The sequence below is a fragment of the Okeania sp. SIO2C9 genome, from assembly GCF_010672455.1.
Taxonomy (GTDB): domain Bacteria; phylum Cyanobacteriota; class Cyanobacteriia; order Cyanobacteriales; family Microcoleaceae; genus Okeania.
In genome coordinates, this window is sequence record NZ_JAAHGO010000003.1 from 59,143 (window position 1) to 76,560 (window position 17,418).

Genomic DNA, 17,418 nt, shown 5'->3' on the forward strand with positions numbered 1-17,418 from the left:
ATGAATCCAACAATAGAACTTTTTTGCTTTCAAGGTAGTCTTTTTGCTTGGCGAGTACAACTGGCCTTAGCAATTCATAATGTTGATTATGTCTCTCATTATTTAGACCCATCAATAGGAGAACATAAACAGCCCAATTATCTAGCTTTAAATCCTCGTGGTAAAGTGCCATTACTAAAACATGGGGAATTGTTTGTGCGTGAATCTATAGCAATTTTAGTGTATTTAGATTCTCTCTATCCTGAGTGGCAACTTTTTGGTAATACTAGCCAAGAAAAAGCAATAATTTGGCAACAAGTCTGTGAAGTTGAAAATGTAATTGTGCCCTGTGTACTTCAGCTTATTCCTCCAATTTTCTTTGGAGGTTTAGCAGAGAAAGAGAAGGAAGTTATTGAAAATTTCCAGAAATTAAAAGAAGAATTTACCATACTCAATGACGATGTTTTAGCAGATAAAAATTGGTTGGCAGGTGATCGATTATCTGCTGCGGATATTGCTATTTATCCTATTTTTAAATTTGTCGAAAAATTAGCAGCTCAGGAAGATGTAAGTAAATTAAACATAGACATCTTACCTATAGAAAAAAAATATCCAAAATTAGGAGATTTGCTACAAAAGATTGATGAAATGCCTAATGTTGATAGTCTTTATCCTCCTGACTGGCGTTAAACATAGTTGATTAAATAGTTATCCCCGCAAAAGAGGGAGTAGCACAAATTGAGCCTAATTCCAATCTTGCAAAGCAACTAAAAAATGCTGAAAAAACTGAATATCCCAGCATCTATGCCAGTAATGGAATTTGGTTTGATGCAGTGAAAAGTTTCGCTGAATTACGTTTTGCTAAACCGGATAATTTAGAGTTATAAAATGAGTGGAAAGAATTATTAGAATCAGCAGGATTAAATTAAAATAATTTAGCAGAAATGCCATTATTAGGAGAGTAGATTTAGGTATAGTAGTGGGAGCATCTTGCTCCCGTACTAATTCCTAGATGGTGCGTTACCAAATTATTAATTATTAATTATTAATTATTAAATAATTCGCGCCTTGAAGCCTCCCCTTTTAAGGGGAAAAAGCGGTCGTTTGCGGAGCAGTCCGTTAGGATGGGATGGCGAGGTCTCCTCGCTGTCCTCCAATCGACCAAGAGAAAAGAAATAATATCTCCTGATATTCAATTCCGTAACGGTTTTAACCAGAGGTAATTATCAATTATCAATTATCCATTATCCATTAATGAAGAGGGATTGCTAAATTTCTGTCACAGTCTAAATTTAAGCCGTCTAATACACCCTAACAAATTTTGCTGATAGCTGACTGCTGACTGCTTCAATTAAAACCCATTCCCAATTAAAATAAAAGGTGCCCAATAATAAGGATTATTATACTCACTATTAATCATATTAATTTGTGCTTTTCTTAGGGACTCTACCTTACTCATTCCTTTATTCAAAGCTGCATAAAAATAATTCATAAATTCATGAGTAGCTTGGTCGTCAACTAACCATAAAGTTGCTAATGTTGCTGTTGCACCAGCTTCTTGCACTCGATAACCAAAACCGAGTATTTCTTGACCATTTCCTATATCTTTTCCCAGAGCAGTTTGACAAGCACTTAAAACCACTAATTCTACATCCTTTAAATTTCAATTTTTCACATCTCCTAATGTGGCGCGATCGCCATCTCCAAATAATATAAAAGATTCTTCTGGATGACCATTGACAAAGGCAGAATGAGTGGCAAAATGTACAATATTATAGCTATCCATGTTTAATTCCATAGCTTCTTTAGTAAAGTAATTTCCTAATAATTTATTGGTTTCAGGAAATATCTGCTCTATATTCTCTACTTCTACTCCCGCAAATGGTAATCCTTCAAATTCATATCTTCGTCTACCTACCTGAAATTGATAACTACCTTCAGTTAAAGCACCTACAAAAATGACTGGTTGAAAATTTTCACTAGGTTCTAAATCCATTAAACTTGCAGCAGTAATATTATTAATTTAAAACCTTTATACTAGCCATTTTCTACCATCATATAAAGCTGCTAAAGGAATATAACGTAATTGCCCATCTGGTGCATAAATAATAGTTTTAGCTTTAGTAAGTCTTAGTTCTTTCTCTAGAGGTTTAATCAACCAATTGTAGAGTTTAAATCCTGCCAGCATAACTCTTTTGTCCGATTGATTATTATTTTCTTTGGATAATGATTGAGAATTATTTCTATTGATTAATCTCACTCTTAATTCAAAGATAGCTTGATTAAATTCTTCTCGTTTTACCGACACAGTACGATGTACAGGGGGAGAATTTGAACTTACTAATATTAATTCTAGTCGGTCTTCTAAAACTAATGGATATAATACTACTGTATTTTTCTTTTGATGTTCTTTTAGTTCAAATTGTAAGGAAAATACTATATCTGAACTTAGTTTTTGCTCTTCAGCATTTTCTTCTAATTCTGATACGATAAATTTCACTTCTTTACTATCAAAAAATTCAATAATTTCTAGTAATTTTTTCTCTAGTTGATTTTGGTTTTTAGTATCACTTGCTGCTTCTATGAGCTGACTATATTTTTTCCAAAATAGTTCTTCTGATTCTAGGAATGGCAATTCACTATATTTATGGTTGTCAATCTGTAAACTGCCCATATGCTCAAATATTTCTTGGACTTTGATTAAATCTATAATTTGATGTGCTTCGAGCGCGCGTTTTTTTTGTAGCAATAATTCAGCTAAAGTGCGATATGTTTCACCAACACTTTCTACATCAGTCTCTTGCTGTTCTGCTGGTAAAACTTTTAAATTTTTCCTAATACTTTCTGTAATATTAATTGATTGTTTATAGAAGATTATTGCTAATTCAGTCTGATTTTTTGTTTCTAATAATTTACCTAGATTAGCAAGATGAATTCTCTCTCTTTCTTTGTTATCAAGCTGTCTATCTATAATTAAACTATGAGTAAAAAAATTTAGGGACTCCCGATACTTATTTGACTCTTGATGAACTCTACCAATATTATGAAGAGTAAGTGCTTTACCTTTTTTGTCGCCTTCTTCTTCTTGAATAGCTAATGCTTGTTGATGGTATTCTAATGCTTGAGAATATTCCTCTTGCTCTCGATAAATTGTACCTATATGATTGAGGGTTTTAGCTATACCAAGATTGTCTTTATTTTCTTGATAAATTTCTAAAGCTTGTCGAGCATATTCTAAGGCTTGAGAATATTTTTTTAAGTGACGATAAATTGCTCCAATCTTACTGAATATCTTGCTTTTTTCTGGAGGATTTTTCTTTAAAGCTTGTTTATAAAAATCAATAGCCTGCTCATACAAACCTAACTGGGAATACACCAGGCTAATCTTATTTAAAATAGCAATAATATTTTCACTATCCCTATTTTTCTGAGCATTATTGAAAGCTTTTTGATAAAATTCTAAGGCTTTGAAATATTTACCTTGAGCATCATAAACAACAGCAATTTTATTCAAAGTACGAATAATCTCTAAGCGGTCGCCTTCTGGAGTTAATTTTTCTAATTTTTCTTGTAATTTTTCCAAACTTTCATCAGGTTTATCGTTGTTAAATTCTGATATAACTTGCTTTTCTTGTTGCTGTATTTCAATTTTTTGATTGTTCTGCAAAATAGGACTAACAGAATTTGTCTTAACTTGTGCTTGTGCTTTTGAATTTAGATTAAAATTTTTCTCGACTGGTATAGATGGAATAATAATTAATAAACATACAGTAGATGTAATTAATCTGAAATATTTCCAATTTATCATTTTTTCAACTATATTTTTTATGTGTGTTATATATAACTAGGGTTTGCGCTTCACTAGTCTTATGGGTGAGGGTAGGAGAGAGGAGAGAGGAGACAGGAGACAGGAGAAATAGGAACTTACAAATATAGCAGGGAATAGGGAACAGTTAGAAAAACATTTCCTAGTCTAAGATCCATCATCCGCATAAGTCAAACACCAATTCTTTGTTAGTTATATCTTCAAAACTATTACCTCTAATGTTTTCAAGTTTCGTAGCTGTACTCAGCTTAATGCGTAGTGCTAGATATTGTCTCTATATATAATACCAATTTTATAAATGTTTGCTACAAATAGTTAGGGTACTTCTTAGGAGTCAGGAGTCAGGAGTCAGGAGTCAGAATGAATAGATTTAATACCAGTTTTTAGGTCATAAATTCTCTTTTTTGTCAAAGGGGCATTTCCTGTAAAATTTTTTTATTGCACTTATTATTCGTAACATTCTTTTTTCACGCTTGGTATAATATACAGATAAATTATTTAGAAACATGAGAAATTGGGATAAATAAATTCAGTCATAAATTTTGATTTTTATCAACACAAATAGCTGATAGCTGACTGCTGACTGCTGAATGCTTCAATTAAAAACCATTACCAATTAAAATAAATGGTGCCCAATAATAGGGATGATTAAACTCACTATTAATCATTGCAATTTGTGTCTTTTGTACAGCTCGAGCCTTATTTTTCCCACTCTTTAAAGCTGTATAAAAATCATTCATAAATTCAGAAGTACCCTGGTCATCCACTTGCCATAAAGTTGCTAAACTTGCTGCTGCACCCGCAACTTGCATTTGATAACCAAAACCTAGAATTTCTGAACCATCTCCTAACAGTTTTCCTTTACCAGTTTCACAAGCGCTCAAAACCACTAATTCTACACCATATAAATTCCACTTTTCTACTTCTCGTAAGCTAGCGAGTTCTCCATCTCCATATAATATAAAAGAGTCTTCTGGACTGCCATTAACAAAAGCAGAATGAGTAGCAAAATGTATTAAACTATGACTACCCATCCTTAATTCCATAAATTGTTTAGTAAAATCATCTCCTAATAATTTCTTGGTTTGAGGAAACATACTAGCTAGCTTTTCTACCTCTACTTTAGCAAAAGGCAAACCTTCAAACTCAAACTTTCTTTTGCCAATTGCAAAGCTATAATTTCCTTCAGTTAAAGCACCTGCCAAAATTCGGATATTTCTATTTCTCCTTGGACTTAAATCCATAATACTTGCAGCAGTAATATTATTAATTTTAAACCTCTCTGCCAGCCATTTTTCTCCATCATATAAAGCTGCTAAAGGAATATAACGGAGCTTCCCATCTGGTGCATAAATAATAGTTTTAACTTTATTAGTTTTTAGGTCATTTTCTATTGGCTTAATTAACCAGTTATAAAGTTTTAATCCAGCTTTCGCAACTCTAGAATCAAAAATATTATCAACTTTTCGTCTATCAATTAATCCTACCCTAAATGTAAAAAGCACTCGTTCAAATTCTTCCTGATTAACTAACACAGTACGATGAACTGGGGCAGAATTAGCAGTAACTAAGATTAATTCTAGGCGGTCTTCTAAAATTAAAGGATATAAAACTACTGTATTTTCTTTTTTATGTTTCTTTAGTTCATACTGTAACAAAACCAACATCTCAGGACTAAGTCTTTGACTCTTAGCTTTCTTCTTTATTTCTGAGCTAATTTCTGTTATTTCCTCACTACGAATAAAATCGTGAATAGCAACTAACTTTTCTAATGAAATATTCTGATTTTGCTCCTCAGTTGTGCCTATGTTATCTAAGAAATTAGTATATTTTTCTATAAAAATATTTTCCAGTTTTAGCATAATAACTTCATTGGATTTATCATCAGCTTTGATGCCTCCCATATACTCAAATACTTCTTGCACTTTCAAAAAATCGAGAATTTGATGTGATTCTATGGCTCGTTTTTGCTCAAGCAATAAATTAGCTAAATCCCGATAGACTTCAGTAAAAGTACCGTCTAAATAATCCCTTTGTTCCTCTACTGGCAAAACCTGTAAATCTTTGCGGATTTTTTCTGTAATATTAATTGATTGTTTATAAAATATTACTGCCAATTCTGGTTGATTATTTTTTGCTAATAATTTTCCAATATCAGCAAGGGCAATTCTTTCTCGATTTTGGTTTTCAAGTTGTCGAGCAAGAATTAAAGTATGAGTCAAAAATTCTAGAGATTCAGAATACTTACCGGACTCTCGATACACTATACCAATATTATGAACAGAAGCAGATTTACCTTCCCGATCGCCTAACTCTTCCCAAATAATTAACGCTTGTTGATGATATTCTAATGCTTGGGAATATTTTTCCTGTTCTCGATAAATTATACCTATATTATCTATAGTTATTGCTATATTCAAACGGTCTTGATTTTCTTCATAAATTTCTAAAGCTTGTCTATAAAACTTTAAAGCCTTAGAAAACTCTTCTAAGTGACGATAAATTGCTCCAATATATGTGAAAAACTTGGCTTTGTTTGGGGGATTATTCTGTAAAATTTTCTGATAAAAATCTATAGCTTGCTTATAGCGACCTAACCTTGAATTAACCAAACCAAGATTACTTAAAATTGCAGTAAGATTGACATTATCTTTTTCCCTTTTAGCCATTTCTAAAGCTTCTTCATAAAACTCTATAGCTTTTGGATATCTACCTTGGCGATCGTAGATAACACCTATTTTATTTAAAGTGCTACTAATAGCAGTAGTGTCGCGCAGTTGCCTACGCATTTTCAGTGCTTTATTTAATGATGCTAATGCTTGGGGATATTGACTGAGCTGAGAATAAACTGTACCAATATTATCTAGGATGGCAGCAACTTGCTCTATATCGTCTAACTGTTGACGAATTTCCAAAGCTTGCTGATAATGCTCTAAAGCTTTCTGATACTGCTGTAGTTGCCCATCGATGCTGGCCATATTGTAGAGGGTGCTGCTGATATTTAGGCGATCGCCCTGTTGAGTATGAATATCTAGGAGTTGCTGCAAAGTTTCTAAGGCAGTTTCTAATTCCCCATTTTCAAGTTGTTGTTTAGCTTTCTCATCCAGTTGTTGTGCTTGAGTTTGTAGGTTTTCTTGGGTAAGGCGATCGCTATATTTTTTAGTCTCTTGTGCAACTGCTTTTGAATATATCTGCACTTTCTCTATTTTCTCTGTGACTAGAGATGGAGGCAAAATCAAGAAAAATACAGTACTGATAATTAATCTCAAATATTTCCAATTTGTCATTTTCTAATTCATAAAATTTTGCTACATTGAATTTTTTGAGTAGATGCTAGGTTTTAAGTGAGGTAAACTTTTATCTGTTTTAGACCTCTCCGAAAAAGATATAGACTTTTTGCGCATAGTAGGCAACAGGCAACAGGGAAGAGATTTTTAGGAAAAAGGTACGAAAGCAGAAAAGGTAACCCATCTTTTACTTCCTCTTTTTCTCAAACTATAATTCCAATGCGCAAATATGTAACACCCTCCAAACTCCCCACATTCCCCTCCCAGGAGGGGTTAGGGGTGGGTTACCACACTCTCCAAACTTCCCCACACCCCTTCCAATGCGCAAATATGCAACGCCATGGTATGTTCCTCATAAACCCAACTTCTTGAGTAGGTTGAAACTGCACTTATGTTGCTTTTTGCCTTTTATCCCACATTCCGCACTTCAATTTGTAACATAAAAATTAGTATAAAATCCGTAGCTTGCTTAGGTATTTATACTATATAAATTATCTTCATTTACCTCGATCAGGAGTCAAATTCTCAGTTAAATATTAAGTATAAATACTTGCTCTTATGATTACTCAATCACGGTAGCTATGATTTTATTCTAAAATTCTGTCTCCTGTCTCCTGACTCCTGACTCCTGATTCGATACTACATTTTGTGGTGCGGAATGTGGGTTTTATACCATGTCCGGATAAGAGCGTGATAGAACTCCGTTCCGCTTACGCGACCAAAAAAATTTCTCCTTTTCTTCCTCCTCCTCTTCCTTCTTTATTCCCTCCTGACTTATGACTCCTTAATCTTGACTTATGACTTATATTGAGACCTAAAATCAAAAAAGCCTGATAAATTTTAAGATTTACCAGACTTTCTTTTATATTATTTATTTTTATGGCGGGAGGCGGATTTGAACCACCGACCTTCGGGTTATGCTTACTACTACAGCTTTCACTGCCTTAACTCTGAAACTATCAGAATTAGTTTGTAGTCTGGACTGTCCCTTTACCCTCAGCTTCTATCAAACTAGAACTGCTAGGGTACTTGCCAACCAGTCTCTACACCTTCTCCTTTCATTCGGAGCTTGGCTCGGGATTACCCCGCTAACGGTTTCCCCGAATTTGACAAGTAATCACATACAAATTTCTTTGTATGCCGCCCCTTACAAGGTACAAGTTCAAGCTTGGTGACTAGCGGTGTCATTTATGCCTGTTTTGTTTGTCTTACCTTATAACTTGAGCCCGACGAGCTACCAGACTGCTCTATCCCGCGTCGTCTTTTATTAGTATAACCATAACCTCATCAAAATTGCAACCCCTTACTCAAAATATTTTCCAAATTTTTTTTCAGAGCTGTCCAATTATATCAAATCCGCTTTAATACTTATCATATAGTTGGGGGAGTAGGGGAGTAGGGGAGATTGAAGGGTTGAAGCATAGTTATAAACATATAGTATATAACCGGATTCTATATTACCGAATAATTAAAGCTTAAAGCCTCTCCTTTAAAGGAGAAACAGCGGTCGTTTGCGGAGCAGTCCGTTAGGATGGGATGGCGCAGGTTTCCTGCGCCATATCCAATCGACCAAGAGAAGAAAAAATTTTCATTATTAGTCAATCCTCTTCATTTTCAAGGAGAGGTAATTATTAAGGCGTTGCTGAATACTGGGATGATTTTGGCGCTCCACGGAGACACGGACACAGGGAGACACAGGGATTATGGTTTGTGCTCTGGTGACAAAATCATCCCGCAATTATGCAATGCCATTATTAATTATTAATTATTAATTGTTGAACTATACCATACACATTTCTCCGATTACTTCCAAACGCTTGACATTGGTGAGAGACATATAGTTTTCCGCTAGAGTCTCAGCAATAGTTGGACTTATCCAACCCATCTGAGTTAACAAGTGAATAGCCACTGCATATTTCGCTCGTTTAGCACCATCATTAACTTTAATGGCCAAACCCATCCCTTCACCTACCCGGCCAATACATTGCACTCCCTCAGCCCCAGACTTACTAACAAGTTCTCCTGCCGTCAAGCGCATCAACTCTGTATCAAAACTTCCCTCTCCCCCAACCATTTCTGGATGATAGGTCATCGCCCTGACAATTCGTTCTAGGTCCAAACTATCACCTGAAGCCAGTTTGGCGTATAAAGTTGCCATTTGACTCAGTTGCAGGAGATAAGTTGGAGCACCACAGTCATCACGAGCGCCAATAAATTCTGCTGCGGGCATTGCCAGTAACTCAGCTACTTTGCTAATAATCAACTGTTGAACTGGATGCTTCATTTGCAGGTAAGACTCCATCGGCCAATTTCTTTGCTGACAAACAGCCAGCATACCTGCGTGCTTACCAGAACAGTTATATTGCAAAGGACTATTTTTATTGGCAGGAGTTGGACATTGGAGCTTTGATGGGTCAATATCACAACGCCATAAAACGTTAAATACCTGTCTTGCTTGCTCTATTGTACCTTGATGGGAACTACAGATAATGGCCAAGTCTAAGTCAGTTAAGTCATAACGTTCTAGAGTGCCTGTAGTAGTAACTGCTAAAGCTTGAAATGGTTTGAGAGCTGAACGGACAAATGTGGCAGTATCTGCACCTCCGGCCACGGACAAAACTCGACCTCTATGGTCGCACACAGTGGCCTGAACTTGGTGAATTGATTCAAGGATACCTTCTCGGAGTAGTCTGACTTCTAGTTGCGAAGTTTGTGTTCTTTTTCCCCTTGTCATTTTTATTTATTGTTTTGGGCAAGTTGAGTATTCATCAAGTAAATTAATTTAACTGTATTTTTGACATCAATTTAATCTTAATAAGTCTCAACTGATTCTCTTATACTAAACTAAGTTATACTCATCAATATTTCTTCCTTAAAAGTATAAGTATCTTTAGTCATGTCAGCTAAGATAATCGTCTTAAGAGAGTCTTTGTTAAATGAATATTAAATCACCTAGGGTGCGTTAGTTTCACGTAACGCACCATCCCACAGCACCCGGTGCGTGAGGTGTAAAACCGTTCGCAAAGCGGAACGGAGTTCTAGCATTATTCCATCAATGGTAAGCGTGCCGTCACATACCCTACTTAATCTTTTGTTTACAAACAGTCTCTAAATACAAACTATTTAAGTACAATTCCGTATTAGATTATTGTATAGAATAGTGTGATGTAGCAGATATTTTAGACAAATAGTTCAGCATATACTCTGAGAATGAGTCAGGTAAAAATAACTGTAATTACTTGACTACCTAAATCAAAATTACTATGATTTTTTGTAACTATTTTGGGTGAATTTTAGATCGAAACCCAGATTATTCCACCGAGACAAATTATTAACACCAAACTATAAAAAGTTTTGCGTAATCTTTTGAGAAGCGGTTGAACTTGATAGTTAACTATTAACCTATCCTTTGTAATTTCCTCTGATGTTTTCAGCCATGTTTGTCCATCATACCAACCAGACTCTTCATAAAAAACAGTAGTACTAGCAAGACGCGATCGTATATAATTCCAACCTAAATAAAGTCGCAATAATACTAAAATTAGAATAAAGCTTGCACCTGCTGACCCACTTAGAAAAAACTCGATCGGATATTTCTCTGGAAAAAAACTTGCTGCTGCTACTGGGCCTGATACTAGCCAACTCCAGAGCCAAACCCAAACTAACTTCTTTATATACTGAAGTCTTTCTAATGTTACCCAACAAAATAACCAGGAATTTTTGAGTTCTTCGTATTCGTTAACTGGTTGTTGTTCTGGTGGAACTGGAGAGCTAGATATTATCTGTCTAGTCATAAATCAATTTTTCCTCACTTATATTTTATGCCAGTCAAATAAGTAATTCATATTGACAGCCTGCTCCTAATTGAGCAATGATAAAATATCTACTTTTTCTGCATGACTCCAAAATGCTTCTAAATTGTAGAATTCTCGTTCTTCGGGCTTCAATATGTGGACTATGACATCACCATAATCCATTAATATCCAAGAACTTTCGTTTTGGCCTTCTACTCCTAGAGGATAAAGTTCTCTATCTTGTTCTACCTTTTGGGCGATCGCCTGAGATATAGCTCTGACTTGAACATTAGAGTAACCTGTGATAATTACGAAGTAGTCTGCTAAATAAGATACTTCTGATACTTTAATCACAACAATGTTATCTCCTTTACGGTCTAATGCTGCGTTAACTATTGTCGATGTCAATTCTAAGGTTTGATCGAGTTCTGAATTTGTCTGACTTAATTCAGTTGACAAGGACTGAATATGCGGGTAATTCGACATTAAATTATCTGTTTCCTTTTTTTTATATGTATTGTATTGGATATTTCTGTTGACTAATTTTTAGCCTTTGTATTAGTCATAATCTGATTGATTTTATTGCTGCTTAATTTTTTGTTCATCCTCGGGTTTTTGGGCCTTTTTTAAGAACCAATTTCTAGTTAATATAATTTTTGGGTGAATCAAACAATTAGTAGCTAGCAAGTGCTGTTAAACTAAGCCAGTTTGTTACCAAACCGACTCGTCTTCAGAACCGGACGTGAGACTTTCACCTCCAAATCGGCTCCTCTCTTAAACGTCCCTTGTCATGGGTACATCCTTTCCCTTAAAGTCAACATATCGTCAACCCATAAATAACCTTCAGGTAAGTCCTGTAACTTCGGTTGTATGTATGTCTTTTTATCTAAGGCAGTTTTACTGTCGTGACAATGTCGGTGCAACAATTGTTTATTTTTGTATGTGTTGTCACCACCTTTAGACCTTGGTTTTATATGGTCAACTTCGAGTAGGTCAGTTGGTCTAAAAGTTAGTCCACAAGATGCGCATTTATTCTTTTGCCGTTTTAACAGCGTCGTGACTTCTTTCCTTACACCTGGATATTTGCCGATTCTATTACTCCAATAAGTCCAGTCACCGTCATAGGGTGATTTATTACCTTTAACTTTGATGTGCCTGACAATGGGGACGTCCGAGTGCAGGTTTAGTATATATTCGCCATCGTTAAGAATCCAATCTCTGGTATCCTTTACTCTGGGGAAATACTTTTTCTTAACCCATGTGGCTGACTTATTTGGATGCCTTCTACTCCCCCATCGACCTAGTCTTTTCCATATAAGGTGATCCATCTCAGTGAATACTTCTTTACTGACTACAGTTGAAAAGTAGTTAGCCCATCCTCTTATTACCGGGTTTAGTTTAGCTATTAAAGCTTTAGCAGGAGCGGTTTTGTTCTTGCCACATATATCCGCCAGTTTCCGATAATGAGTTTTTATACTCTTGGAGGATGGTTTAATCAGCGTTTTAAACCCTTGCTTGGTTGTCTTGCGTTTCCATTGCCTCACCGTAAACCCTAAGAAGTCAAATCCAGGTTTGTTCCCTTTATATTCCTCTAAGGTGTGGACAATTCTGGTCTTTTCTGGTTTTAGTTCTAATCCTAACTGGTTTAACCATTCCTGTATTACGGTCTTTGCCTTTAACACTACTTTGATGTCCTCGTGTAGGATTACAAAGTCATCAGCATAGCGTATTAGGGATAGTGCTTTTTTATTGTTTCGTTTCCTTCCTGATAGGGATTCGGCGAACTTATCCAAGCATTCTTCCATACCGTGTAGAGCGATGTTTGCTAGCAGGGGACTAATTACCCCTCCCTGTGGTGTACCTTCCACAGATTCTAGGAATTGATTATTGTCCAGCACTCCAGACTTTAACCATTGTTTGATTAATCGTCTGTAAGGGGTTCTGCCGACTTTTCCTAGCAGTACATCATGGTTAATTCGGTCAAAACATTTGCATATGTCAGCGTCTAACACATATTTTGGTTTTTGATTGATGCTTTTAAAGATTGCTTCAATAGCATCATGCGTTGACCGTCCCGGTCTAAAACCATAACTGTTAGGTTCAAAGCGTGCTTCCCACTCTGGTTCCATACCTAACTTCACCAAGGCTTGTAAAGCTCTGTCATACATCGTTGGGATGCCTAATGGACGTTTTTCATCTTTACCTGGTTTTGGTATATAGACCCTGCGGGTGGGGCTGGCTTTGAGATGGCATGACGCGAGTAGGTTCACCAGGTTAAATCGCTGCATTGGAGAGAGATTTTTAATACCATCTATTCCAGCAGTTTTCTTACCTTGGTTATCCTGTGTCACGCGTCTAACAGCTAGCAACCTTGCGTAATAACTTTTTAAAAGAAGTTTTTGGTATCTGTGCATCTTGCGGAATTCGCCACTCATGGATGCTCTGTAAATCAATTTTTGCAATTTGAACACAGATTTCTCTACCTTCTTCCAATCAATATCCTTCCATTTAAGGTTAGGATTAATTGAAGCTTGTGAAGGTATGTCCTCTGTATCCCATGCTACACTTAAAAATGGCTTAGGATTTCCTAGCTTTCTTTTTAATGTCTGAGCTTTATTCATTACTATTCATTGCCTTACATTACGTCTAACAGTGGGTAAGTCTGCAAATAAAGCTTTTTACCCAATCCTACTCCCCCGAAGACCTACGTCCAATCGCGTAGATTGACCTTGAATGGCTTCCTAAGTTCTCGACCTATATTCTTAGGTGTCTTAGGGGGGTTTCCTCGTTCCCTTATTCCTTTATTACGGCTGATTTAGTGGGGTAAAATCTCCCGGAGGGTACGATATGGTTGTTGATAACCTCCTATAAATAAGATTATCCATAAACCCCCTGGCTTTCGCCCTACATTCCATAGCTACCTTTGGAGTGGCTGATTATCACGAGAGTTTAATTACCTTCCTGTTGGTCCACTTGTCAGCCTCTGCTAGAAGTCTCACTTATTTGGTAGTTAAAGCTTTGACCCCATTTAGACCAGCTTCACGAATTGATGTTCAGTCGCTACCGTGTGGCCTATGCTTTCTACCCAACAACAGGGCGGTGGAATTTCACCACTAAGGATATAAGAGTTTTCACAGGTCGTTAACGAAGTTATCCCGTAGGGAAAGTTTACTTCATGTAGTGACCTGGAAGGCTTGTTATGCCTGCCTTTAGACAGTATTTACTAGCCAACGAGTCGCACTTATAGTATAATCGCAGGTTAACCAAACTGCTTGGTAGAGATTTTCCTTACTAAGTTGTCTCAAATGCTGTAACTCTGGATTGTCACCTCTACCTGGTTCTAAAGTATCTGCGAGGAAAATTATGCAACTTAGCTGATTCATAGCTGGCTCTCCTAATGTATGATTAGCGATCGCTGCTAAAATCTCCTTATCCTTGATGCCAAACTCTTTTTTGGCCACAATTGCACTAACATTAGCATGAAGCAAATGAGGAGAGACTTCTGATACTAAATCTATTTCTAAACCCTCTGACTTAGAAATTTGTAATAATACTTGGGGAGAAAAATATTTAGCAAGATCGTGCATCAATGCTGCTAGTTGAGCTTTTTCCTGGTTTATAGCATAATAGTTTGCTAGATCCTGTGCGATTTTTTCTACTCTCAGAATATGTTTGACCCTAGAGACTGGAACATGAACGGAAAGCCATGTTAATACTTTGTCTTTAAGTTGAACTAAATCTAATTTTTCCGATTTTGGAATTGACAATTCCTCATATTTCATAACAATTATTTTGACTTCACACTGATGATTTTGATCAGAGTTTGTGATTTTCTTAAAGTATAAATTGATCGGATTTTTACCTAAGGGACAACAACAGGGAAAAACAATTATAATGTTTCGGCAGATTTTAGTATTTGTTTGTAAGCATTCCGCAGGAAATGCTTATATTTGTTTTTGGTTAAATTATCAAAATTAACTGACTTATAAACCCCCAGTTCTCCAAATTGAAAAGTTATAATTTTTTGAATAAATATTGATTTACTAATTCGCTATTTAAACTAGTTTAGTTATACAGAGATTTTACTAGAGGCTAAGATATATAAAGATTTAACTATAACCTCTTTCAAACTAGACAATAAAAATTTTATGATTTAAAGTATAGCTTTCTATACTAAACTAAACTAAATTATATTTTTAAAGATATACTAGCAATGATTAGTACCTGATTTTGCTAGAATAATCTCAATTGACAGTTAAGAATTTCTTAACAGATTCGTATTAACCGCAAGTCTGAAACACAGAAATATGCAGTCTTCAGAGCAGTCAGCCCCAATATCACAATCTGAGGAGATAGATACTCACTCAGCCTCCTTGAAAACCAAGTTTGTAGTTGAATTCTGGGGTGTACGAGGTAGTATACCTACCCCTGGTAGTAGTACAGTTCGCTATGGTGGTAATACCTCCTGTGTAGAAATGCGCGTAGGAGAAAAACGTTTGATTTTTGATGGAGGTACAGGTTTAAGAGTATTGGGTTTAAACCTAATGAAGCAAATGCCAGTAGAAGCTCATATCTTCTTCAGTCATACTCACTGGGACCATATTCAAGGATTCCCATTTTTCGTTCCTGCATTTATGCCTGTCAATAAGTTTCACATACATGGAGTAATAGCACCTGATGGGACTACAATTAAGGAATGTTTATCCGATCAAATGGTAAATCCTAACTTTCCTATTCCTTTACAGGTAATGGGTTCTGAGATGAAGTTTTATGACTTTAGCACTGGAGATGTAATTAGGATTGATGATATTGAGATTGAAACAGCTCCTCTAAATCATCCGAATTTTGCCATTGGATATAGAATTTGTTGGCAGGGTAAAACTGTAGTTTATTGTCCAGATACAGAACATTATGAAGATCGTTTTGATGAAAATGTACTTCATCTAGCTCGTAAAGCTGATTTACTTATTTATGATGGTACCTACACAAATGAAGAATACTATAATCCTGAATCTCCTAAAATTGGTTGGGGACACTCTACTTGGCAAGTAGGTGTGGAAATAGCAAAAAAAGCAGGAGTCAAACAAGTAGTTATGTTTCAACACGACCCTTCTCATCATGATAATTTATTGGATGAAGTGCAAGTTGCTCTCCAGTCAGTATTTCCCAATGGGTTAGTAGCAAAAGAAGGTATGACAATTCCAATTCTTTAAAAAGCGTTTAGCACCTCAGCAGTTCAGCGGTCAGCTTTGCGTGGAAAGCGGAACATTCTGGAACGGAAAGGGAATGAACAACCCAAGCTTTTAGATACCATTATCTATGAACTACCTTTTTAGCCTGAAGCGCTGATAGCTAGTTCAAGTCACAAAAAATAATAAAGTATTAGCATAGAGATTATATTAATGCCAATATCTAATCTCAGAAATAAAGGTAGACGACGACCATCTGTTTTTTTACTTTTACTACTGATATTTTTATGGAGTGCAAGTTGTGGTTTAGTTATGGCAAAAATTTCTACTGCAACAACTATTTCACAAATTGAGCCTCAACTAATGAGTAATGTTGATGTGGTTCCCAAACGTCACCAATTAGGACTGTCATTATATTTAAACAATTGTACTACTTGTCATATTCCAGTACCACCTCAAGTCCTTCCCACAGAAAGTTGGAAAATAATTCTAGAGGATTATCAACACTACGGTATACAACTCCCCACTCTTGTAGATCCACCTCGTCAACTTATTTGGAATTACCTGCAAGTATCTTCTCGTTCAAAATCACAGCAAGAGGAAAGAATACCTTACAGAATTTCTAGTTCTCGTTATTTTAAGGCACTTCATCCCAGAGTAGAACTTCCTCAAAATGTGAATATCAAGGGTTGTGTTTCTTGTCATCCTAGCGCTGCAAAATTTGACTTTCGGACTCTCAACTCAGAATGGCCAGATTAAAGAATTTAGAATTTAGAATTTAGAATTTAGAATTTAAAGGTACATAGAAGTAGGAATATAGGTTGAAAAACAATAAAAAAACTACCTCAGGGCAAACCCATCTAATATCATGTCCGGTAGCATCGGTCTTGTATAGTAAATAGGCAACAGGCAACAGGCAACAGGCAACAGGCAAGAAAAAACTTAAATTTCCTGTAGATATCCACGCTAACTTTTACACAAACGATTGCCTTCGGACATGATATAACATGATGGAAATTTTTACCTTTAAGTTTTATAAGATTAATAAGTATAAATATTCAAAAGTTTTACCGAAATATTTAAGGTATAAAGCCTCTCCATTCATGGAGAAAAAAAACCGTAAATCCTCCTATTATAGAAGGGTTAATTATTAATTATTAAATTATTTAAGTGTCCCTAGATACTACATTTTGCAGTAGGGAATGTAGGATATTGACATCTAGAAAAATAAAGAATATTATCTGTTTGAGACATACAAAAGACAAGCTTTTACCTATAATTTTGACCACTATTGTGTAATTATTCATACAGGCATGGGTGGTAAGTAAATGAAGCTGAAGTAA

Annotated in this window: 10 protein-coding genes and 1 pseudogene; 4 read left to right on the forward strand and 7 right to left on the reverse strand. The window is 35.7% G+C overall.

What is annotated here, in order from left to right; translation table 11 throughout:
• Together F6K23_RS02645 and F6K23_RS41400 are read left to right on the forward strand one after the other, a co-directional pair.
• On the forward strand, positions 1-669 hold the full coding sequence (locus F6K23_RS02645; RefSeq protein ID WP_293150258.1) for a glutathione S-transferase family protein: 669 nt from the start codon (positions 1-3) through the stop codon (positions 667-669).
• Between the two features lie 47 nt (positions 670-716).
• The gene (locus tag F6K23_RS41400; RefSeq protein ID WP_367267607.1) at positions 717-866 is read left to right on the forward strand and encodes a DUF928 domain-containing protein; all 150 of its coding nucleotides are present in this window, start codon (positions 717-719) and stop codon (positions 864-866) included.
• Positions 867-1,330: 464 nt separating this feature from the next.
• Here the strand turns inward: F6K23_RS41400 and F6K23_RS02650 are convergent.
• From F6K23_RS02650 to yqeK, 7 genes and pseudogenes are all read right to left on the reverse strand, one after another.
• Positions 1,331-3,787: pseudogene (locus F6K23_RS02650) on the reverse strand (CHAT domain-containing protein).
• Positions 3,788-4,404: 617 nt separating this feature from the next.
• A complete protein-coding gene (locus F6K23_RS02655; protein ID WP_293150260.1) occupies positions 4,405-7,092 on the reverse strand; it encodes a CHAT domain-containing protein in 2,688 nt (895 codons plus the stop codon).
• 1,780 nt (positions 7,093-8,872) lie between these two features.
• A complete protein-coding gene (locus F6K23_RS02660; protein ID WP_293150262.1) occupies positions 8,873-9,826 on the reverse strand; it encodes an asparaginase in 954 nt (317 codons plus the stop codon).
• A 559-nt stretch (positions 9,827-10,385) separates the two neighbouring features.
• Positions 10,386-10,886: a CGLD27 family protein gene (locus tag F6K23_RS02665; protein WP_293150264.1), complete on the reverse strand. Its 501-nt coding sequence runs from the start codon at positions 10,884-10,886 to the stop codon at positions 10,386-10,388.
• A gap of 66 nt (positions 10,887-10,952) precedes the next feature.
• Positions 10,953-11,372 carry a ribosome silencing factor gene (rsfS, locus tag F6K23_RS02670; RefSeq protein WP_293150266.1) on the reverse strand — a complete coding sequence of 140 codons (420 nt, stop codon included), beginning with the start codon at positions 11,370-11,372 and terminating at the stop codon, positions 10,953-10,955.
• A 302-nt stretch (positions 11,373-11,674) separates the two neighbouring features.
• A complete protein-coding gene (ltrA, locus tag F6K23_RS02675) occupies positions 11,675-13,507 on the reverse strand; it encodes a group II intron reverse transcriptase/maturase (RefSeq protein WP_367267598.1) in 1,833 nt (610 codons plus the stop codon).
• Positions 13,508-14,095: 588 nt separating this feature from the next.
• The gene (gene yqeK, locus F6K23_RS02680) at positions 14,096-14,653 is read right to left on the reverse strand and encodes a bis(5'-nucleosyl)-tetraphosphatase (symmetrical) YqeK (protein WP_293150268.1); all 558 of its coding nucleotides are present in this window, start codon (positions 14,651-14,653) and stop codon (positions 14,096-14,098) included.
• A gap of 540 nt (positions 14,654-15,193) precedes the next feature.
• Here yqeK and F6K23_RS02685 point away from each other — a divergent pair.
• Together F6K23_RS02685 and F6K23_RS02690 are read left to right on the forward strand one after the other, a co-directional pair.
• Positions 15,194-16,099: an MBL fold metallo-hydrolase gene (locus F6K23_RS02685; RefSeq protein ID WP_293150270.1), complete on the forward strand. Its 906-nt coding sequence runs from the start codon at positions 15,194-15,196 to the stop codon at positions 16,097-16,099.
• Positions 16,100-16,288: 189 nt separating this feature from the next.
• Entirely contained in the window at positions 16,289-16,834 is a 546-nt protein-coding gene (locus F6K23_RS02690; protein ID WP_293150272.1) for a diheme cytochrome C, read from the forward strand.
• Positions 16,835-17,418 lie beyond the last annotated feature (584 nt).

Coding starts and splice junctions, on each gene's coding strand:
- F6K23_RS02660 (WP_293150262.1), bottom strand. CDS start 9,826: ATGACAAGGGGAAAAAGAACACAAACTTCGCAACTAGAAGTCAGACTA.
- F6K23_RS02655 (WP_293150260.1), bottom strand. CDS start 7,092: ATGACAAATTGGAAATATTTGAGATTAATTATCAGTACTGTATTTTTC.
- F6K23_RS02685 (WP_293150270.1), top strand. CDS start 15,194: ATGCAGTCTTCAGAGCAGTCAGCCCCAATATCACAATCTGAGGAGATA.
- ltrA (WP_367267598.1), bottom strand. CDS start 13,507: ATGAATAAAGCTCAGACATTAAAAAGAAAGCTAGGAAATCCTAAGCCA.
- F6K23_RS02645 (WP_293150258.1), top strand. CDS start 1: ATGAATCCAACAATAGAACTTTTTTGCTTTCAAGGTAGTCTTTTTGCT.
- F6K23_RS02690 (WP_293150272.1), top strand. CDS start 16,289: ATGCCAATATCTAATCTCAGAAATAAAGGTAGACGACGACCATCTGTT.
- F6K23_RS02665 (WP_293150264.1), bottom strand. CDS start 10,886: ATGACTAGACAGATAATATCTAGCTCTCCAGTTCCACCAGAACAACAA.
- rsfS (WP_293150266.1), bottom strand. CDS start 11,372: ATGTCGAATTACCCGCATATTCAGTCCTTGTCAACTGAATTAAGTCAG.